The organism is Sphingopyxis sp. TUF1 (assembly GCF_036687315.1).
GTDB classification, from domain to species: Bacteria; Pseudomonadota; Alphaproteobacteria; order Sphingomonadales; family Sphingomonadaceae; genus Sphingopyxis; species Sphingopyxis kveilinensis.
The window spans coordinates 2,078,864-2,098,283 of sequence record NZ_CP144683.1 but is presented as its reverse complement, the minus strand read 5'-3'; the positions used below and the strand labels follow the sequence as shown (position 1 = coordinate 2,098,283).

Annotated in this window: 22 protein-coding genes; 7 read left to right on the top strand and 15 right to left on the bottom strand. The window is 64.8% G+C overall.

Translation table 11 applies throughout. From position 1 onward, the window contains the following. Window positions 1-170: 170 nt before the first annotated feature. Window positions 171-839 (top strand): helix-turn-helix domain-containing protein, encoded by a 669-nt coding sequence (locus VSX77_RS09950; protein WP_338424450.1) that lies wholly within the window; start codon window positions 171-173, stop codon window positions 837-839. Between the two features lie 69 nt (window positions 840-908). Beyond that, window positions 909-1,661: a MerR family transcriptional regulator gene (locus VSX77_RS09945; protein ID WP_338424449.1), complete on the top strand. Its 753-nt coding sequence runs from the start codon at window positions 909-911 to the stop codon at window positions 1,659-1,661. Here the strand turns inward: VSX77_RS09945 and queA are convergent. The 5 genes from queA to VSX77_RS09920 form a co-directional block, all read right to left on the bottom strand. Continuing rightward, window positions 1,640-2,686 carry a tRNA preQ1(34) S-adenosylmethionine ribosyltransferase-isomerase QueA gene (gene queA / locus VSX77_RS09940; RefSeq protein ID WP_338424448.1) on the bottom strand — a complete coding sequence of 349 codons (1,047 nt, stop codon included), beginning with the start codon at window positions 2,684-2,686 and terminating at the stop codon, window positions 1,640-1,642. The two genes, VSX77_RS09945 and queA, sit on opposite strands and share 22 nt — an antisense overlap. 24 nt (window positions 2,687-2,710) lie before the next feature. Continuing rightward, window positions 2,711-3,520 carry a peptidylprolyl isomerase gene (locus VSX77_RS09935; RefSeq protein WP_338424447.1) on the bottom strand — a complete coding sequence of 270 codons (810 nt, stop codon included), beginning with the start codon at window positions 3,518-3,520 and terminating at the stop codon, window positions 2,711-2,713. Window positions 3,521-3,607: 87 nt separating this feature from the next. Further along, window positions 3,608-4,114 (bottom strand): pantetheine-phosphate adenylyltransferase, encoded by a 507-nt coding sequence (gene coaD / locus VSX77_RS09930; RefSeq protein WP_338424446.1) that lies wholly within the window; start codon window positions 4,112-4,114, stop codon window positions 3,608-3,610. Further along, entirely contained in the window at window positions 4,114-4,995 is an 882-nt protein-coding gene (locus VSX77_RS09925; protein WP_338427252.1) for a polyprenyl synthetase family protein, read from the bottom strand. The genes coaD and VSX77_RS09925 overlap by 1 nt, the downstream gene beginning before the upstream one ends. Window positions 4,996-5,041: 46 nt before the next feature. Further along, a complete protein-coding gene (locus tag VSX77_RS09920; RefSeq protein WP_338424445.1) occupies window positions 5,042-5,305 on the bottom strand; it encodes an exodeoxyribonuclease VII small subunit in 264 nt (87 codons plus the stop codon). An 88-nt stretch (window positions 5,306-5,393) separates the two neighbouring features. On the opposite strand from VSX77_RS09920, the gene VSX77_RS09915 reads away from it, so the two are divergent. From VSX77_RS09915 to VSX77_RS09900, 4 genes are all read left to right on the top strand, one after another. Next, entirely contained in the window at window positions 5,394-5,810 is a 417-nt protein-coding gene (locus VSX77_RS09915; RefSeq protein ID WP_338424444.1) for a DUF2177 family protein, read from the top strand. Between the two features lie 131 nt (window positions 5,811-5,941). Continuing rightward, a complete protein-coding gene (locus VSX77_RS09910) occupies window positions 5,942-6,238 on the top strand; it encodes a hypothetical protein (protein WP_338424443.1) in 297 nt (98 codons plus the stop codon). An 86-nt stretch (window positions 6,239-6,324) separates the two neighbouring features. Further along, window positions 6,325-8,568 (top strand): phosphoribosylformylglycinamidine synthase subunit PurL, encoded by a 2,244-nt coding sequence (gene purL / locus VSX77_RS09905; RefSeq protein ID WP_338424442.1) that lies wholly within the window; start codon window positions 6,325-6,327, stop codon window positions 8,566-8,568. Window positions 8,569-8,696: 128 nt separating this feature from the next. Continuing rightward, the gene (locus VSX77_RS09900; RefSeq protein WP_338424441.1) at window positions 8,697-9,443 is read left to right on the top strand and encodes a DUF72 domain-containing protein; all 747 of its coding nucleotides are present in this window, start codon (window positions 8,697-8,699) and stop codon (window positions 9,441-9,443) included. Window positions 9,444-9,447: 4 nt separating this feature from the next. On the opposite strand, the gene VSX77_RS09895 is transcribed toward VSX77_RS09900, so the two are convergent. Beyond that, window positions 9,448-10,266 (bottom strand): Coq4 family protein, encoded by an 819-nt coding sequence (locus VSX77_RS09895; RefSeq protein ID WP_338424440.1) that lies wholly within the window; start codon window positions 10,264-10,266, stop codon window positions 9,448-9,450. A gap of 230 nt (window positions 10,267-10,496) precedes the next feature. Here VSX77_RS09895 and VSX77_RS09890 point away from each other — a divergent pair, with 230 nt between their 5' ends. Beyond that, the gene (locus VSX77_RS09890; protein WP_338424439.1) at window positions 10,497-11,780 is read left to right on the top strand and encodes a DUF418 domain-containing protein; all 1,284 of its coding nucleotides are present in this window, start codon (window positions 10,497-10,499) and stop codon (window positions 11,778-11,780) included. 13 nt (window positions 11,781-11,793) lie between these two features. Here the strand turns inward: VSX77_RS09890 and VSX77_RS09885 are convergent, their stop codons facing one another. The 9 genes from VSX77_RS09885 to VSX77_RS09845 form a co-directional block, all read right to left on the bottom strand. Continuing rightward, on the bottom strand, window positions 11,794-12,198 hold the full coding sequence (locus tag VSX77_RS09885) for an Hpt domain-containing protein (protein ID WP_338424438.1): 405 nt from the start codon (window positions 12,196-12,198) through the stop codon (window positions 11,794-11,796). Window positions 12,199-12,313: 115 nt separating this feature from the next. Next, window positions 12,314-12,538, bottom strand: coding sequence for a sulfurtransferase TusA family protein (locus VSX77_RS09880; protein WP_338424437.1), 225 nt, complete (start codon window positions 12,536-12,538; stop codon window positions 12,314-12,316). Then, on the bottom strand, window positions 12,528-13,916 hold the full coding sequence (der, locus tag VSX77_RS09875; RefSeq protein WP_338424435.1) for a ribosome biogenesis GTPase Der: 1,389 nt from the start codon (window positions 13,914-13,916) through the stop codon (window positions 12,528-12,530). Before der ends, VSX77_RS09880 begins: the two co-directional genes overlap by 11 nt. 44 nt (window positions 13,917-13,960) lie before the next feature. Then, complete coding sequence (locus VSX77_RS09870) at window positions 13,961-15,295, bottom strand: PQQ-binding-like beta-propeller repeat protein (RefSeq protein ID WP_338424434.1); 1,335 nt, start codon at window positions 15,293-15,295, stop codon at window positions 13,961-13,963. Between the two features lies 1 nt (window position 15,296). Next, window positions 15,297-16,061: a tetratricopeptide repeat protein gene (locus VSX77_RS09865; protein WP_338424433.1), complete on the bottom strand. Its 765-nt coding sequence runs from the start codon at window positions 16,059-16,061 to the stop codon at window positions 15,297-15,299. A gap of 102 nt (window positions 16,062-16,163) precedes the next feature. Next, a complete protein-coding gene (gene panB / locus VSX77_RS09860) occupies window positions 16,164-17,027 on the bottom strand; it encodes a 3-methyl-2-oxobutanoate hydroxymethyltransferase (RefSeq protein ID WP_338424432.1) in 864 nt (287 codons plus the stop codon). A gap of 72 nt (window positions 17,028-17,099) precedes the next feature. Continuing rightward, a complete protein-coding gene (locus tag VSX77_RS09855; RefSeq protein WP_338424431.1) occupies window positions 17,100-18,176 on the bottom strand; it encodes a glycerophosphodiester phosphodiesterase in 1,077 nt (358 codons plus the stop codon). Continuing rightward, window positions 18,173-18,523 carry an ArsC family reductase gene (locus VSX77_RS09850; protein ID WP_338424430.1) on the bottom strand — a complete coding sequence of 117 codons (351 nt, stop codon included), beginning with the start codon at window positions 18,521-18,523 and terminating at the stop codon, window positions 18,173-18,175. The genes VSX77_RS09855 and VSX77_RS09850 overlap by 4 nt, the downstream gene beginning before the upstream one ends. Before the next feature lie 55 nt (window positions 18,524-18,578). Next, the gene (locus VSX77_RS09845) at window positions 18,579-19,256 is read right to left on the bottom strand and encodes a Crp/Fnr family transcriptional regulator (RefSeq protein WP_338424429.1); all 678 of its coding nucleotides are present in this window, start codon (window positions 19,254-19,256) and stop codon (window positions 18,579-18,581) included. Window positions 19,257-19,420 lie beyond the last annotated feature (164 nt).

The window sequence follows — 19,420 nt, the reverse complement described above, 5'->3', positions numbered from 1 at the left end:
GCTATGACCGCAATCCCTTGCCAGACGGTAAATGTCCGTTGCCGCCCCGAACCGTTGAAAGTGAAAGGCTTAATTGCTCGGGTCTGCTCGGTCACCAATTGGGGTCGACGCATCCGATTAACCCTCTTCCGAAGCCCAATGTTAAGGCTGCTGTCGCGATGGCTGCTTGCATGGCGATGACGGTATATCTGAACGACACCCCGCGCGCGGCCGGCAAGGGTCGCGCGTCGCGCCGCCAGCTGCGGCTGCCGCTCCACGGGTCGAAAGCGAGCGGAACCGAGATCGAGGCTTTCGTCCACAATATTTCGGCGACCGGGATGCTCGTCGAAAGCGAGGCGTCGCTCGGTGTTGGCGAGGAAATCGAGGTCAATCTGCCGCACAGCGGGAAAACGGCGGCAAAAGTGATCTGGACAAGTGCGCGGCTTGCCGGGTGCCACTTCGACACGCCGATTTCGCCCGCGACGCTGAGCGCGGCGCAGCTGCGCAGCGTCGTCGTTGAACCGGACGTGGTGCCGACCGAAGCGGGCGCGCCGACATCGGTCGAGACCTTCGGCGGCCGTCTTCAGCGGCTGCGCGTCGCGCGCGAACTGACGCAAGGCCAACTCGCCGTGCAGCTGGGCGTCAGCGAACCCTCGATCTCGGCATGGGAGCTCGACAAGGCACGGCCCAAGGCCGGCCGGATGGAAGCCCTGTCCGAAGCTCTGGGCGTCGAGATTTCCGAACTGCTCGGCTTCGAAGGCACCGAAACGCTGAGCACGCTGGTCACCCGCGCCAAGCAGCAAATCGCACGCGCGGCGGGTGTCGGCATCGACCGGGTGCGCGTGACGATCGAAATATAAGAGTCAAAACGCGCTTGACCCTCACGCTGCGTCATCCCCGATAGGGTGCCGCGTGATGAGGAGACAGAAGTGCGAACGGTCAAACAAGTAGCGAAAGCCGCGGGTATCAGCGTCCGGACGCTGCATCATTATGATGCAATCGGTCTGCTGCGACCCGGGCATGTCGGTGCCAACGGCTATCGCTATTACGGAAAAGAGGAACTGCTGCGATTGCAGCAAATCCTCTTTTATCGCGAACTCGGTATGCCGCTCGCCGAGATCGGCGCCGTGCTCGACAATCCTGCCTTCGACCTGCTTGCCGCGCTACGCGGACATCGCGCCGCGCTGCAGGGTCGGATCGCGCAGTATCAGGGCCTCATCCAGACCATCGATCGCACGATCGCGTCACTGGAAAGGAACGAAACAATGGAAGACAATGATTATTATGCCGGGATCGCTCCCGAAACGCGTGACCGCTGGGAGCGCGAAGCCGAAGCCTTCTGGGGCAAGGAAGCGGTCGCAGCGGCCCAGGAAAAGGCCAAGGCGCTGACGAAAGAGCAGGTCGACGAGATCCGCCGCGAAATGGAAGAAATCCGCGACGCTTTCGCCCGTCTTTTCCGCGACGGGGCGGAACCGGGGTCCGACGCGGTGCAGGCCGTCACCGACCGCCACTATCGCTGGGTCTCGCACAGCTGGACGCCCGATGCGGCGGCTTTTGCCGGGCTCGGACGCCTTTATGTCGAAAATCCCGAGTTCCGGGCGACCTATAAGGATGAGGAATTGCCCGGCTGCCCAGAATTCATCGCCGAGGCGATGGCGATCTATGCCGAGCGCTCGCTCTGATCCGGCAATAGCAGGCTGGCATCGCCATAGCTGTAGAAGCGATAGCCCGCGGCAATCGCGTGGGCATAGGCCGACTGCATCGTTTCCAACCCCATCAGCGCGCTCACCAGCATGAAGAGCGTCGAGCGCGGCAAGTGGAAGTTGGTCATCAGCCCGTCGATCGCCCTGAAGCGATAGCCGGGAGTAATGAAAATCGACGTGTCGCCCGCGAAAGGTGCAATGGTGCCATCGTCGCGGGCGGCACTTTCGAGCAAGCGCAGGCTGGTCGTGCCGACCGCAATCACCCGGCCGCCGCCCGCGCGCACGGCATTCAGCCGTGCCGCGGTATCGGCGTCGATCCGCCCCCATTCGGCGTGCATGACGTGGTCGTCAGTGTCGTCGGCCTTTACGGGCAGGAAGGTGCCTGCGCCGACGTGCAAGGTCAGCGTTTCGGTAACGATCCCCGCCGCCGCCAATTCCGCGAGCAGTTCGGGGGTGAAATGCAGCGCCGCGGTCGGCGCCGCGACCGCGCCGTCCTCACGCGCGAACATCGTCTGGTAATCGGCGCGGTCGGCTTCGTCGGTCGCGCGCTTGCCGGCGATATAGGGCGGCAGCGGCATCGTCCCCGCGCGTTCGAGCAGCAGCTCCACCGGCTCGTCGCCCGCAAAGGCGAGGATGTAACTGCCGTCGGCGAGCCGTTCCTCGGCCACCGCCGCGACCCCCGAACCGAAATCGACCGTCTCGCCGACGCGCAGCCGCTTGGCGTTGCGCACGAACGCCTGCCAGCGGCGCAGGTCGATGCGTTTATGCAGCGTCGCGCCGATTTTCGCCTCTCCGCGCCGCCCTTCGAGCTGCGCCGGGATCACGCGCGTGTCGTTGAAGACGAGGCAATCGCCAGGGCGTAGCCATTGCGGCAGGTCGCGCACCCCGGCATCGACGATCTTACCGCCGTCAACCACCAGCATCCGCGCCGCATCGCGCGGGCGCGCGGGACGCAGCGCGATGCGCTCACCGGGCAAATCGAAATCGAAGGCGTCGACGCGCATGCGGGTTCGCGCGCCTTCCCGCGATTATTGCGCGATCGGCGCGTTGAGCTGGTCGATGGTCACGTCGGCCGGCGGTGCCGGTTGAGCCTCGGTCAGCATCGAGGCCGGCGGTACCGGCTTGTTGTCGGCGGCGACCGACACCTGGACCATGCGCGACATTACTGCGGGGGGCTCCCCCTTCTGGATCGCGTCGACATATTGCATTCCCGACACGACGCGGCCGAACGCGGTGTAGCGGCGGTCGAGCGAGAAACGCGGCAGGAGCATGATGAAGAACTGGCTGTTCGCGCTGTCATCACTCTGCGCGCGCGCCATCGAGACGGTGCCGCGCAGGTGCGGGGTCGCGTTGAATTCGGCCTTGAGGTCGGGAAGCTCCGACCCGCCCTGCCCCGTCGCGGTCGGATCGCCCGTCTGCGCCATGAAGCCGTCGATCACGCGGTGGAACTTGACCCCGTCATAGAAGCCCGCACGCGCCAGCTGCTTGACGCGTTCGACATGGTTCGGCGCGACATTGGGATAAAGCTGGATCACCACGCGGCCGCCGGTGGAAAGGTCGAGGTTCAGCATATATTCGGGGTTGTTCAGATATTGGTCGGGCGCCATCGCCGGGGCCGGCGCTGCCGCGGCGGGTGCGGCTTCGCTCGTTGTGGCGGGCGGCGCCGGCGGCGTATCCAGGGGTGCGGGATCGATCGGCGCCGGAGTCTCTACCGGCGGGGCCGGCTGGTTTTGTTCGGGGTTCGGCGCCGGCGCGGGCGGCGCATCCTGCGCGACGGCCGCAGCCGCGAGACCGAACGCCATGCCCATAAGAATCAGGGGACGGAAGGAAGATGTCATGCTGGATCGGCCTCTGTAAAATATTCCGGAACTGCGCCCCATCGGGCGCGCCCTAGCGGGAAAAAGCTGAACGCTCAATGGATGGTGTCACGCCTCGCCCTGCCGAAGGCCGCGCTCCGCGATGCGGGCAACAACCGCATCGCGCACCGCGGGCGTCACGAATTTGTGGATGTCCCCGCCAAAGATCGCGATTTCCTTGACCAGCCGCGAAGCAATCGGTTGCAGCCCGACGTCGGCCATCAGGAACACGGTTTCGATGCGGTCGTTGAGCTGCTGGTTCATGCCCGCCATCTGATATTCATATTCGAAATCGGCGACCGCGCGCAGCCCGCGGACGATGACGGTTGCGCCTTCGCGCTGGGCAAAATCCATCAGCAGCGAGTTGAAACCGACGACCCGAATGTCGCCCTCGATCGCCTCGACCTCGCGCTTCACCATCGCGATGCGCTCGTCATCGTCGAACATCGGCGATTTGGTGATGTTGGTCGTCACCCCGATCACCAGCCGGTCGACCAGCTTCGCCCCGCGCCGGATGATGTCCATATGGCCGAGCGTGATGGGATCGAACGTCCCCGGATAAACCCCCACCCGCATTACCGGTCCCTTTCCACGACATAGCGTGCGATCGCGCGAAGCAGCGCCGCTTCCTCGCCAAAGCCGGCAAGATGGCCGACCGCCTGTTCGACGAGCAGCGTGGCCTGGTCGCGCGCGCGCTCCAGCCCCATCAGCGTGACGAAGGTCGCCTTGCCCGCCGCTTCGTCCTTGTGCAGCGCCTTGCCCGCCAGCGCCTCGTCGCCCTCGACATCCATGATGTCGTCGGCGATCTGGAAAGCGAGCCCGATGTCGCGAGCATAGCCGCGCAGCGGCCGGCGGCCCTCAGCGGGAATGCGCGCAAGAATCGCGCCCGCCTCGACCGAAAAGGCAATGAGCGCCCCAGTCTTGAGCTGTTGCAGCCGCGTTACTGTGGGCAGGTCGAAATCGGAGGTTTCGGCGGCGAGGTCCATCATCTGTCCGCCCGCCATTCCCGCCGGTCCCGCGGCGCGCGCAAGTTCGCAGCACAGCTCCGCCCGTACGAAGGGATCGGCGCTTGTCGCCGGATCGCACAGCCATTCAAAGGCCAGCGCGTGAAGCGAATCGCCTGCAAGCACTGCGGTCGCTTCGCCGAATGCCTTATGGGTGGTCGGCTTGCCGCGGCGCATATCGTCATCGTCCATGCACGGCAGATCGTCGTGGATCAGCGAATAGACGTGCATCGCCTCGACCGCGGCGCCGACGCGCAGCGTTAACGAGCGATCGACGTGGAACAGATCGCCCGCCGCGCGTACGAGCAGGGGGCGGAGCCTTTTGCCCCCCGCGATCGCGGCATAGCGCATCGCCTCATAAAGCGGCGCGCGCGGGTCGGCGGGTACGGCGAGCAAAGTCTCGAACAGCGCGTCGATCCCTTCGGCGACCTCGACCTGGGTCGCGCGGAGCAGCTCGGCGCCGCGCGCAATATCGCCGCCTGTCGATGCCACGCCCCGCTCAGCCTTCGCCAAAGGGCACGGTTCCCGACGGCCGGCCGTCGGCAGCGAGGCTGACCTGTTCGATCCGCGCCTGCGCCGCGGCGAGCCGCGCCTCGCAATGGCTGCGCAGCGCGTGGCCGCGCTCATAAAGGCTGACCGATTCTTCGAGGCTGACGTCGCCGCTTTCGAGCCGCCGGACAATCGTTTCGAGCTCGCCCATCGCGGCTTCGAACGACAGGGCGGCGATGTCGGCAGCAGCGGCGGTGTCGGGGGTGTCCGTCATGCCCCTGCTTTGGCCTCTTCGCCCCCTTTCGGTCAAGCTTGACGTCGCGCGGCGCTCCTCTAGCGTTTGATGTCGGAGGAACCTGGCCATGACCCTGCAATCCGTCGCCGCCTATATCGCCACCGCCGTCGTCTTCGGCATTCTCGATGCGCTCTGGCTGCGTGTCATGGTCGCCAAAGTCTACCGCCCGGAAATCGGCGCGTTGATGATGGACGGGTGGCGCCCCGCGCCGGCGCTGATCTTTTATGCACTCTATATGCTCGGCATACAGATTTTCGCGGTGCAACCCGCACTGGCGGCGGGCAAGTGGCAGGTGGCGGCGCAATGGGGGGCGCTGTTCGGTTTCTTCTGTTACATGACCTATGATCTCACCAATCATGCGACGATGAAAATCTGGTCGACCAAGGTCACCTTGCTCGACATCGCATGGGGCACGCTCGCGACGGGGTTCGCGGCAGGTGCGGCGGCTTGGATGGTCCTCGCCTGGATGCCGCGGAGCGCCTGATTCCGTCTGTTCGGTGCAATCACGGTTCCGTTTTTTGCAATTGCCTCGGCGTGTGGCGCTTGCCATGTTGCACTGCACAAGAAGAGAGGGGCTCGAAGGCAAGTTTTGTTCCACCAACAAGGACTTGCACCATGAAAACCATAATCCTCCCCGCCCTTGGCCTGCTCGCACTGGCGCCCACCGCGGCGCTGGCGAAGGACGAAGCGGCGCAGCGTTTCCAGCACGACGGCGCGATCTACAGCTATACCGTGACCCAAGTCGGCGACACGCGCGTGATCACCGGTGTCGAAGAACGCACGGGCAAGCCGTTCACGCTGCGCGTCGGCGAAAATCGCGTCCGCGGCACCGTGGGCTCGCAGCAGGTGAGCTTCGCGCTCCGCGATGTCGAGCCGCTGACGGCAGACAAGACGACGCTCGCATCGCGCTGAATTTCTATCCGACGACGGACCCCATATAGTCCTGAAAGGCGATATGGGGTCTGTTCGTTTTGTCTGCGCCCCGCTAAAGGCGCGCCATGACTCAGCCAGCGCCCGCTATCACGCCCGAAATCGTCGCCGAGCACGGGCTTTCGCCCGAAGAATATGAGCGCGTCCTGACCGCGCTCGGGCGCGAGCCGAACCTCGTCGAGCTCGGCATTTTCTCGGTCATGTGGTCGGAGCATTGCAGCTATAAAAGCTCGCGCATCCATTTGAAAAAACTGCCCACCGAGGCGCCGTGGGTGATCTGTGGGCCCGGCGAGAATGCAGGCGTCATCGACATCGGCGAAGGGCCGGACGGCAAGAAGCTCGCCGCGATCTTCAAGATGGAGAGCCACAACCACCCCTCGTACATCGAACCCTATCAGGGCGCGGCGACCGGGGTCGGCGGCATCTTGCGCGACGTGTTCACCATGGGCGCGCGCCCAGTCGCAAATCTCAACGCGCTGCGTTTCGGCCGCCCCGACCATCCGAAGATGAAGCACCTCATCTCGGGCGTCGTCCACGGCATCGGCGGCTACGGCAATTGCGTCGGCGTCCCGACGGTCGGCGGCGAGGTCAATTTCCACAAGGCCTACGACGGCAATATCCTCGTCAACGCGATGACCGTCGGCGTCGCCGAACAGGACAAGATCTTCTATTCGGCCGCGAGCGGCGTCGGCAATCCGATCGTCTATGTCGGGTCGAAAACCGGCCGCGACGGCATCCACGGCGCCACGATGGCGTCGGCGGACTTCGGTGAAGATGCCGAGGAAAAGCGCCCGACCGTGCAGGTCGGCGATCCCTTCACCGAAAAATTGCTGATCGAGGCGTGCCTCGAGCTGATGGCATCGGACGCAATCGTCGCGATCCAGGACATGGGCGCCGCGGGGCTCACCAGCTCGTCGGTCGAGATGGCGTCGAAGGGCGGCGTTGGGCTCCACCTCAAGATGGATGACGTGCCGCAGCGCGAGACCGGCATGACCGCATATGAGATGATGCTGTCCGAATCGCAGGAACGCATGTTGATGGTCCTGAAGCCCGGCAAGGAAGAGTTCGCCAAGGCGATTTTCCACAAATGGGAACTCGACTTCGCGGTCATCGGCACCGTCACCGACACGGGGCGCATGGTGCTCGAACATCATGGCGAAATCGTCTGCGACATTCCGCTCGCCCCGCTCGCCGACGACGCGCCGCTCTACGACCGCCCGCACGTTCCGACCCCGAAGCCGGCCGAGCTGACCGACGTCCCCGAGACGACCGACGTCGCCGCCGACCTCAAGACGCTGATGGGCACCCCCGACATCGCCAGCCGCCGCTGGATCTGGGAGCAATATGACAGCCAGGTCGGCGCCGACACGGTGCAGACCGGCGGCGACGCGGCGCTCGTTCGCATCCATGGCACAGGCCGCGCGCTCGCGATGTCAACCGACTGCACCCCGCGCTATTGCTACGCCGACCCCGTCGAGGGCGGCAAGCAGGCGGTCGCCGAAACCTGGCGCAACATCACCGCGGTCGGCGCCACTCCTTTGGCGATTACCAACTGCCTAAACTTTGCCAACCCGCAGCGTCCCGAAATCATGGGGCAGATCGTCGGTTGCCTTGATGGCATGGCGCAGGCCTGCCGCGCGCTCGACTATCCGATCGTCTCGGGCAACGTCAGTCTTTATAACGAGAGCAAGGCGACCGGCGGCGGCAGCGCGATCCTGCCCACCCCCGCGATCGGCGGCGTCGGCGTGATCGAGGATGTAAGCAAGGCCGTCGGCATCGGCTTCAAGCGCACCGGCGACATCGTATTGGCCGTGGGGGAACGCGCCGGCCATCTCGGCCAGTCAGTGTGGCTGCGCGAAATCCACGGCCGCGAAGAGGGCCCGCCGCCCGAGGTCAATCTGCGCTGCGAAAAGCGCACCGGCGATTTCATCCGCAATGCAATCAACGCCGGCTGGATCACCGCCTGCCACGACGTGTCGGACGGCGGCATCGCGGTGGGGCTCGCCGAAATGGCACTGAAGTCGAACATCGGCGTGCTTGTGAGCGAAGAACAGCCGTTTGGTGTCGCCGAAAGCTTCTTCGGCGAAGATCAGGGACTGTACCTTGTCACCGTCTGCGACACCTGCCTCGCCGATTTCCTTGACGCCGCGAACCGCGCCGATGTGCCGGTCGATCCGCTCGGCCGCACGATCAAGGACCGCATCGTGTTCGAGCTGCCCGGCAGCGATCATCAGGTAACGCTGGCGGACCTGCGCGAGGCGCATGAAGGCTTTTTCCCCAAGCTGATGGGTGCCAACGCGGCGCTTGCCTAAATCGTCATTGCGAGCGTAGCGAAGCAATCTCCAGCGACCGCACGCCAATGACGATGACTGGAGATTGCCGCGTCGCCTTCGGCTCCTCGCAATGACGAGGCAGGACTTTCGGGTGGAGGAGTGAGCCCATGAGCATCCATATCGGCATCGGCGGATGGACCTACGAACCCTGGCGCGGAACCTTCTATCCGCCCAAACACCCGCAAAAGCGCGAGCTCGAATATGCCGGCCAGCATCTGACCGGGATCGAGATCAACGGCACTTATTACGGCAGTCAAAAGCCTGAGAGTTTCGCCAACTGGGCCGCGTCGGTCCCCGATGGCTTCAAGTTCAGCGTCAAGGCGTCACGTTTTTGTACCAACCGCAAGGTACTGGCTGAAGGCGCCGCCTCGATCGAGAAATTCTTGAACCAAGGCATCACCCGCCTCGGCGACCGGCTCGGACCGATCCACTGGCAATTCATGGCGACGAAAAAGTTCGACCGCGATGATTTCGCGGGTTTCCTTGATCTGCTGCCCGACAGCCAGGACGGCCTCCCGCTCCGTCACGCGATCGAGGTACGGCGCGAAAGCTTCCGCGACCCGGCGTTCGCCTCAATGCTCCGCGAGCGCAACATGGCGATTGTCTATGCCGACAGCGACGAATTTCCCTGCATCGACGAACAGACGGCCGACTTCACCTACGCGCGATTGCAGCGTTCGCAGGACGATATCGAAACCGGCTATGACGAAAAGGCGCTCGACGGCTGGGCCCAGCAGGCGCGCGATTGGGCCAAGGGCGGCCGCGACGTCTTCCTCTTCTTCATCTCGGGCGCGAAAGTCCGCAATCCCGCTGCCGCGCAGGCGCTGATCGCGCGGTTGCGCAGCAGCAACTGACCGTTCAGGCCGCCTGCGCAAGTGGCGCCGACGCCGGCGCCGTCTCGGCAGCCTCGTTTCCCAGCAGGAGATAGGGGTCGATGCCGTCAGCGCGCATCATGGCGTGAACCTGTTTGTAAACGATCGGTTCGGCGATCCCCAGCCGCTGCCGCGCCGCTGCCAACGGTTCGGCAAGCAGCGCCTCGATATCCTGATGCGCAATCTGCTGCGCAGCGCGGCCGATGCGCTGGCCCTCGCGCACCGCGCCATAGATGGGATAACGGCCGCCGAACCCCTTGCGGATTTCGCGAGCACCAGCCCAGGCGATGAACAGCGTCCCCCAGCTCGGCGTCTGGCTGTAGGAAAAGGCGAGCACGCACTGTTCGCCGAGCGCGTCGCGGCCATAGCCGGTGAGGATGTGGAACAGGTCATGCGTATCGCGCAGCCGATTGCCGTAAAGCTCCAGCATATCGTCATAGCGGGGCTGGCCGCGGCGGAACTTGTCGAACTCGTCGACAAGGCCCTGCGCGGTCAGCCCCTCGCGCTCCATGAAGTCGACATAGGTGCGCCCGACGCTGCCGTCGGGCAGCTGGCGAAGCCGGTCATGGTCGTCGAGCATCGCGGGCAGATAGGGCCGCTCGGCAAGCTGCTTCCGCCCCTCCGCGGTGGCGAAAAAGGCCTGCGCCGCCTTGTCGAAGCGCTTGTCGCGCAGCGATTCGATGATGTGGAATACCTGTTCGGTGTCTTCCTTGTCGGCGATGAGCTGGCGAAAATGGCGCCACGCCTTGAGCGGCCGGAAACCGCCTTCGACGCGGTCGGGGTGAGAGAGTGGGAAAGCGGTCATAGCAAACCTCTGTGGCGAATCCTTGATCGCTCGATAGCATTACTGACATATATGTCAATAGTTCGCAAAACAGCGCTGGCGCGCGTGTTCGATCGCCGATAGACCATCATCATGACGGCCGATGCGACGACGCCTTGCTGGGCTCACTGGTCACGACCGACACCGCGCGGACCGCGGCGGGAGAGACGTTTCATGCACGAGAAATTACCGGAACAGATCAGCAACCGGCCATGATTCCGCGCGACTTTGGGGGAGAAGAGGCGATGAACGGGGGAATGACGACACGCTACGAGAGCCTCGACGCGATCCGCGGAGTGGCGGTGATGGGCATCCTTGCGATGAATATCGTCGCCTTTGCCCTGCCCTTCCCCGCCTATGGGAATCCCGCCGCCGGGGGTCCGCCGACGGGTAGCGACGTCGCGACGTGGTTCTTCAACTTTGTTTTCATCGATTCAAAGATGCGCGGCCTATTCTCGATGCTGTTCGGGGCAAGCACGCTGCTGGTGATTGAAAGCGCCGCCGCCGCGGGACGCAGCGCCGCGAGCGCTCATTATTCGCGCATGTTCTGGCTCGCGCTCTTCGGTCTCGCGCATTTCTATCTGGTCTGGTTCGGCGATATCCTGTTCCTTTATGCGATCTGCGGCCTGCTGATTTTCCTGTTCAGGAAGCTGTCGGTGCGTGCGCTGCTTCTCTGGTCGATCCCCTTTTTCCTCATCGGCATCGGCGTGCACATCAGCCTCTGGTGGATGCTGTCGATGGCGCAGGCGGGGACGCTGCCCCCCGAGGCCGCGACCGCGATGCAGGAGGCGTTACGGCAAATCAACGCCGACATGGGGCCATCCACCCCCGTCTATGCCGAAGAGAAGGCGCTTTACCTTGGCAGCTACGCCAGCATCGTCGCGCACCGAACGGGCGAGATGGCGGGCGATCCGTTCTTCTTCCTGTTTTTGTTCCTCTGGGAGACCATCGGCCTGATGCTGATCGGCATGGCGCTGTTCAAATCGCATATGCTGACCGGCGAATGGGAAGCGGCGCGCTATCGCAAATGGGCGATTGCCTGTTTTCTGATCGCCGCTCCGCCGCTGGCCGGGCTTGGCCTCTATCAGATGCGAACCGGTTATGACGCGGTATCGGTATTCGGTTCGACAGTGGCACTGTCGGTGCCGTTCGATACGCTGATGACGGTCGGCTGGGCGGCGCTCATCATGCTGCTGATCAAGACGACGGCCAGCACTGCGGTGCGCGCCCGGCTCGCGGCGGCGGGGCGCATGGCCTTTACCAACTATCTCGTCACCTCGGTCCTGATGACGACGATCTTTTACGGCTATGGGCTCGGCCTGTTCGGCAGCGTCGGCCGCCTGCCGCTCTATCTCTTTTGCTTCGGCATGTGGGCGGCGATGCTGCTCTGGTCAAAGCCGTGGCTCGACCGTTTCCACTATGGCCCGCTCGAATGGCTGTGGCGCAGCGTGTCGCGCTGGCAAATGCAGCCGATGAGAAAAGTCGCGCCGGCGTGAAACTGCGCGCTGGTCAATAGCTGACGGCGCGGCCGAATCCAGTGGGGCGGCGCTGGACGAGGGGGTTGGCTTCGCGCTCGAGCGCGCCGAGCGTCTCTTCGAACAGCGGCCGCAGCTCGACGACGCGCGGCAGATATTCTTCGGGGCTCGTCTGTGTCTCGACGCAGTGGCGCGCGAACATCTCGATGTCCTCGGCCAGCGCGCCCAGCTTTTCGCCGCCGAACTGGCGTGCTTCGCTTTTCAGCGTGTGCGCGGGCATGACGAGGCCGCGCGGGTCGCGCGCACGCATCGCGTCTTCGATCGCGGCGACCGACTTGGTGCCGTCTTCGCGGAAATAGCCGAGAATTCGCACAAAAGCCGCACCCAGCTGGGTTCGCGTCGCGCGAAACTCATCCCAATCGACCAGGATCTCGTCCAATGCTTTGTCCCTTGGTGTTCAAATCCGCGGTGGTCCCGGCCGGTCCATGCCTCAAAGGCGGTAAAAAAGACGTTACGAGCCGGGCCTATCGCAACCAAAGCTGCACCATTCTGGGTCAGCGGCGAACGCGCCAGCGACCCTCGCCCTCCTGAATGCTCTCATCCTCCACCGCCCAGCCATGCTCGGCGGCGAGTGCCGCCACTTCGCGTGCTGCATTGGGATCGTCGGCAATCAGCACCGCCTCGGCCGCATCGCGCATCGCGCGCGCCAGCCGCAGCGCGGGCCAGGGGCAGCGCATTCCGCGCGCGTCGACCAGCCGCGCGGCCGCGTCATTCGTCATAGGGGTTGCGCGAATTGCGGAAGTTGAGCCGCACCGGCACGCCCTGGAACCCCAGTTCCTTGCGCATCCCGTTGACGAGATAGCGTTCATAGCTTCCCGGCAAGGCGTCGGTGCGCGACCCGAACACAACGAACGTCGGCGGACGCGTGCGTGCCTGCGTGATATAGCGCAGTTTGATCCGCTTGCCCCCCGGTGCGGGTGGCGGATTGGCCGTCACGGCACTCTCGAACCAGCGGTTGAGCCGCGCCGTCGAAACGCGGTTCGTCCAGATCGCACGCTGTTCGAACGCGACGCGGACCAGCGTGTCGATCCCCTTGCCCGTCGCGCCCGAGATGCTGAGCACCGGCACACCCTTGACCTGGCTGAGCCCGTCGTCGAGCGCCGCGCGGACACCGTTGAACAGCGAGGAAGGATCCTCGGCGATGTCCCATTTGTTGAGCGCGACGATCAGAGCGCGGCCTTCCTGGAGCACGCGGTCGGCGATGCGCAGGTCCTGTGCCTCCAGCCCCTTGGTCGCGTCGAGCAGCAGCACAACCACCTCGGCGAAATCGATCGCGTGGAGCGCGTCGGCGACCGAGAGTTTTTCCAGCTTGTCCTGCACTTTTGCGCGCTTGCGCATTCCGGCGGTGTCGAACAGCTGGATTTCGTGGACCTCGCCATCCTGTTCCCATTGCCAGTCGACGCGGATCGAATCGCGGGTGATTCCAGCCTCGGGCCCGGTGATCAGCCGGTCCTCGCCGATCATGCGGTTGATGAGCGTCGATTTGCCCGCGTTCGGGCGCCCAACGATCGCGAGCTTCATCGGGCCGAGCGGCGCATCCTCGTCGTCTTCGCCTTCAACGGGGGGTGGCAGGGCCTCGGCTTCGGTGGCGTGGAAGCCCTCGACGATCGGGCGCAGCGCGTCGAACAGGTCGACGATGCCCTCGCCATGCTCGGCGCTGAGTGCGATTGGATTGTCGAAGCCCAGCGAATAGCTTTCCATCAGGCCGTTTTCGCCCTGCTTCCCCTCGGCCTTATTGACGAGGAGGATGATCGGCGTGTCCTCGCTGCGCAGCCAGCGCGCGATTTCCTCGTCGAGCGGGGTGACTCCCGCGCGGCCGTCGATCATGAACAGCGCCGCGTCGGCCTCGCGCACCGCCTTTTCGGTCTGGACGCGCATCCGTCCAGGCAAGGTCGCGGCGTCATGATCCTCAAACCCCGCGGTGTCGACGATCGTGAATTTCAGCCCGAGCAGTTCGGCGTCGCCCTCGCGCCGGTCGCGCGTGACCCCCGGCTGGTCGTCGACGAGCGCAAGGCGCTTGCCGACCAGCCGGTTGAACAGCGTCGATTTGCCCACGTTAGGGCGGCCGACAATGGCAATCGTCGCGGATCGCGACATGGCTTGGTTCCTATCCTATCCGGGCCGCCCCGGCCCGAACGCGGTCAGCGCCAGGCCGTGAGCCGTCCGTCGTCCGCCAGAATATACAAAATATTGTTCGCGACCACCGGCGACTGCGACAGCGGCGATTTGAATTCGGTGGTGCCGAGCAGGCTGCCGTCGGTCGGCGAGAATTCCTGCATCTGCCCTTCGCTGTTCACCGCGATCAGGCGCCCGCCCGCCAGAATCGGCCCGGTCCAGCGGATCGGGTCCTTCTTTTTCTTCTCGGTTTCGACGCGGAAGCGCGCGAGCTGCTGGAGCCAGCGCACCTTGCCCGTCGACCGCGCGACGCACAGCAGCTTGCCGTCGTCGGTCATCGCATAGACCCATTCGCCCACCACATAAGGCGTCGAAATGCCCGCGATCGAGATTTCCCAGCTGCGCTGGCCGGTGACCAGCTCGTAACTCGCCATGCGACCGCCTTGACCGAGCGCAAAGACGCGGCCGCGGTCGATGACGGGATCGGCGTCGACGTCGGTGAGCGTCGATACCGACAGCGCCATCGACGTGCGCGCAAGCGCGTCTTCCCACAGGTCGCGGCCGTTTTCGTAACGATAGGCCTGCACTTCACCCGACGAGAAGCCGGCGACGATCGTCCCCTGCCCCGCCGCGGGCGATGCCGCGCCGAACACGCTGCCCGCTTCCAGCGATGCCGTCGCCTGCCACTGCACCGCGCCGTCAGCCGCGTTGAGCGCGAAAATCTGGTTGTCCTGACTGATCACATAGACGCCGCCAAAGGCGACCGTCGGCGCGCCGCGCAGCGGGCCCGCGGGCCGGACCTTCCAGATCACCGACCCGTCGGCCGCGTTGAGCGCCGCGACGTCACCGACGCCGCTTGTGGCATAAACGACGTTGCCGTCGACGCTCGCGCCGCCGCCGAACAGCGAATCCCGGAAATCCTTCCCCGTGCTGCCGATCGCCACGCTCCAGAGTTTCGCGCCGGTGTCGGCGGCAAAGGCCGAGACAACCGCGTCGGTATCGACGACGAACAGCCGATTGTCAGCGATCACCGGCGAAGAGGCCAGGCGCTGCTTGTTCGTGCTGCCCGCAATGTCCGCTTCCCAGAGCTTCGCGCGCGTCGCGCCGAGCGCCGGGTGCCCCATCGATTTCGACGCATTGCCGCCCGACTGCGCCCAAGCGGCGTTGACCGCCGGTTCGGGCAGGACAACGGCGATTTCGGCGGTTGCCGGATCGACCTTGATGCTGTTGTCGTTCGACAGGATCGACACGCGGTTGCCGATTGTCGGCGTCCTGGGCCCGCCGTCGCCCTTCAACACCCCGCAACCCGCCAACGGCAGCGCCAACAGCGCCGCATAAAGTCCGAAACGCGCTTTCCGCATGTTAATTGGCTTCCTCAGTCTTTTGGGCGGCGGCGGGCGCCGCGCCCTTTTGCTCGGCCGCGATGCTCTCGGCGGCGCGGTCGGTGACGGCATCGACACCCAGCATCCCCGCCATCTGGACCGCCCGCGATTGCAGCGATTTGGTGACGTCGGGCAATTTGGCGATCCGGCCATAAAGCGCGCCCGCCTGATCGAACTGGCCGAGCTGATAATGCGCCGTCGCCGACAGCTCGGCCGCGCTCGCGAACCAGCTCGACGCCGGATCCTTGGCATCGACCATCGGTTTCATTCGCGCAATCACCGCTTCGGGTTTCAGCGTGTCATATTCGAACGCCGTCTGGCGGATCAGCGCCAGATCGCGGAGCGACTGGTCGACCTCTGTATCGGCGGCGACCTTCGCCATCAGCGCGGCGGCGGCTTTGAGATCGCCCGCACCGGCCTTGATATTTGCCTGCTGCATCATCGCCGCAGCGCGGTAAGCCGGCGTACCCTCGGCGGCGATCTTCTCGAGCTCGCTCGCCGCGGCGCGCGGCTGGTTGGCCTGAAGCTTGTCGAGAGCCGCGACCAATTCCTCCGCCTGCTCGCCGCGCGCGACGTCCTGCCGGTGATTCCAGTAAAGATAGCCGCCGAACGCCAGCAGGATCGCGGCGACACCGCCGATGATCCAGCGGCCATAGCGCTGCATGATCGTATCGAGCCGGTCCTTGCGGACGGCTTCGTCGACTTCCTGCAACAGCGCGGCATCGTTCGTCGGGCTCAGGGCCAATCAAACCTCCGTAAACTTCATGGCGGCACGGGGCCGGTCCGCTTCCTTAGCGACGGCATGATGAAAGGCCAAGCGTTTCACTTGTCCGGGGGCGCGAGGCCGTCAACCCGTATAAATCTGTTCCTCGGTCGGGAATGAACGGGACCTGACTTCGCTGGCATAGTCCTGTGCCGCGCCGCTGATGATGTTCCCAAGATCCTGATAGCGCTTGACGAATTTGGGAACGCGCTCGAACATCCCCAGCATGTCATCGGTGACGAGCACCTGGCCGTCACACTCGGCGGATGCACCGATGCCGATCGTCGGGCAATTGACCTTGTTCGTGATCTCGATCGCAATCGATTCGAGCACGCCTTCGATGACGATCGAAAAGGCGCCCGCCTGCGCGACTGCGACCGCATCCTCGACGATTGAGCGGGCCTCCTCCTCGCTCTTGCCGCGCACGCCATAGCCGCCGAGGATGTTCACCGCCTGCGGGGTCAGCCCGACATGACCCATCACCGGAATGCCGCGCTGGGTCAGGAATTCGATCGTCGGGGCCAGCACCTTGCCGCCCTCGACCTTCACCGCCGCCGCGCCCGTTTCTTTCAGGAGCCGCGCGGCGTTGTCGAACGCCAGCTGCGGGCTCGCTTCATAGCTGCCGAAGGGCATATCGACGATCACCGCCGCATGATAGCTGCCACGCACGACCGCGGCGCCGTGCAGCGCCATCATCTCCATCGTGACGCCGACGGTATGCGGCAGGCCGTAGATCACCTGCGCGAGCGAATCGCCGACGAGCAGCATGTCGCAATGCGGGTCGAGCAGTTGCGCCATGCGCACCGTATAGGCGGTGAGCATCACGATCGGCTCGCCCCCCTTGCGCTGCCGGATACGCGGCACCGTCAGGCGCTTCATCGGCTGCGGCGTCGGGTTCGCGCGGCTGGTGGATGTGTCGAGGGTGAGCGTTTTGGGGAGAGTAGACATGGCGCGAGGGCTTAGCCGATGCGACCATATATTGCCAACGCAATCCGGAATGCGCGCACTTGCGCGCTGCGCTCAACGAGCCCGCGCGTCGCCCACCGCCGCGACCGCTTCGCGCACATTGTCGCTGAACAGGCCGTCGATGCCTGTCGCAAGATAAGCAGCGATCTCGCCGCCCAGGTCGCCATGCGCCGCGGGATTGAGGCCACCCTTGTCGCTGAGCGGCAGAAAATAATTTTCGCGGCGAAACGTCCAGGGATGCACTTTCAGCCCCGCTTTATGAGCGTCGCGCACCAGACCGGTCGGTTCACCGAGCCGTCCGAGCATCCCGCGCGGAATGACCATCGCCTTGTTCGGACCGATCCCGTCGGCGTAGGCCGCGATCAATCTGAGACCCGCCGGCGACGTCATGGCGGCGTAGCTCGCGTCGGGCCGGTCGGCGGGACCGCCGCTCGCATCGACCAGCTGGATCAGCGGGAGGTCGGTTTTTTCGCGCAGATCGATGAGATTGCCCACCTCGAAGCTCTGAACGAACACCGGTGCAGTGCGGCCACGATAGCCGAAGCGATCGAGCAGTTCGAGGAGCGGCGCTTCGTGCGGCAGGCCGATCGACGCGAAATAGCTCGGATGCTTGGTCTCGGGATAAACGCCGACGGGCTTGGTGCGCCCGCGGTTCACCTCGGCGAGCAGCGTCAGTATCTCCTCGAAGGTCGGCACCGCGAACCGCCCGTCGAACGCCGTTCCGCGCAGTTGCGGCAGCCGTTCCTTCGCGCGCAAGGTCTTGAGCTCGGCGAGCGTGAAATCCTCGGTGAACCAGCCCGTCACCTCGTCTCCGTCGATCGTCTTTGTCGCCTTGCGATTGGCAAATTCTGGCCGGTCCGCGACGTCGGTCGTCTCCGAAATCTCATTCTCGTGACGCGCCACGAGCACACCGTCGCGCGTGAGCACCAGATCGGGTTCGATGAAGTCGGCGCCCTGCTCGATCGCCAGACGATAGCTCGCGATCGTATGTTCGGGCCGCTCGCCCGACGCGCCGCGGTGCGCGATGACGACGGGCGGTTTACCGTCAAGCGTGGGCTCGGCCATCACCGGATCAGCCGAACAGCCGGCGAGCGGCATGAGGGCCAGAAGGGCCGCAACCCAGCGCATCATGCCGCAAAGCGCGCCTGCCAGTCGTCGGCGGAAAAGCCTATGCTGACCCCGTCCCCGGTCTCCACCACCGGCCGCCGGATCATCGCCGGTTGCTCGAGCATCAACGCCTTGGCCGAGCCCGCATCAAGTTCCGCCTTGGCTTCATCGGGCAATTTGCGAAAGGTCGTACCGGCCTTGTTGAGCAGCTTTTCCCATCCGAGTTCGTCGATCCAGCGCTGAAGCCGTTCAGGGTCCAAGCCGTCTTTCCGAAAGTCGTGGAACCGGTGTGCCACACCCCGCTCATCAAGCCAGCGGCGCGCCCTCTTCACCGTATCGCAGTTGGGAATGCCATAGAGAATCATCGTCATGGCGGAGGGATTAGCAGGCGGCGGTTGCAGATACGAGGCTGCACCGCGGCGATCATCACGAAACCACGGCGCGGTCCGCGATGCGCGTGTTCGCGCTCGCCAGCTTGCCGCGCAACGCGCGCGCGAACCCCTCGTGCAGCTCGGCCGCGATATCGGGATTGGCCGCCAGATAGGCGCGGAGGGCCGCGGCGGGGACGAACCACAGCCGCGCGTTGCTGCCCAGCACGACCGTACCCGTCGCATGCGATCCGTCGAGCACCGTCGCCTCGCCAATCAGCTCGCCGTCGGACAAGCGGCCGACCTCGACCCCGTCGCGCAGAATCGCCGCGCGCCCCTCCGCCAGATAGAAAAGGCTGGGTGCTGCCTGGCTTTCGCGGATCAGCACCTCGCCACGCTTCGCTGAGATCCAATGCCCCTGGTCGATCAGACCGCGCGCCGCGTGCGCGCTGAGCCCCGGAAAATGCCGGCGCCGCAGTTCCTCGTCTTCGGGCGAGAAGCGCACCTTCGCGCCGCGCAGCCACAACCGCATGAGGATGCCGATGTTGACCGCAAGGATCGCAAGGACAAGCAGGCTGTAACCGGGGTCAGACGCGCGAAAGAGGGTGAGCGGCAGCGCGACCAGCGCCGCGGCGGCAAGGCCGATGCGCACATAATCGATACGCACGACGAAACTCGTCGCCAGAAGGAGCAGCAATGCCCCGTAAAGGAACCACGCGGAGTCGGAACTCGCCATAGCCAATCGCTCGCATCCCGGCCCGCACCGGGCCATTGGGTGTATGACGTCGTCGATAGCCCAGAACCTTGAACGCCCTCCCACACGCCAAAGTCCCGCAAGAAACTATCAGTTCATGGTCCTGAAGAAAAGCATAGGTGCGCAAATGTCACGATAATGCTAAT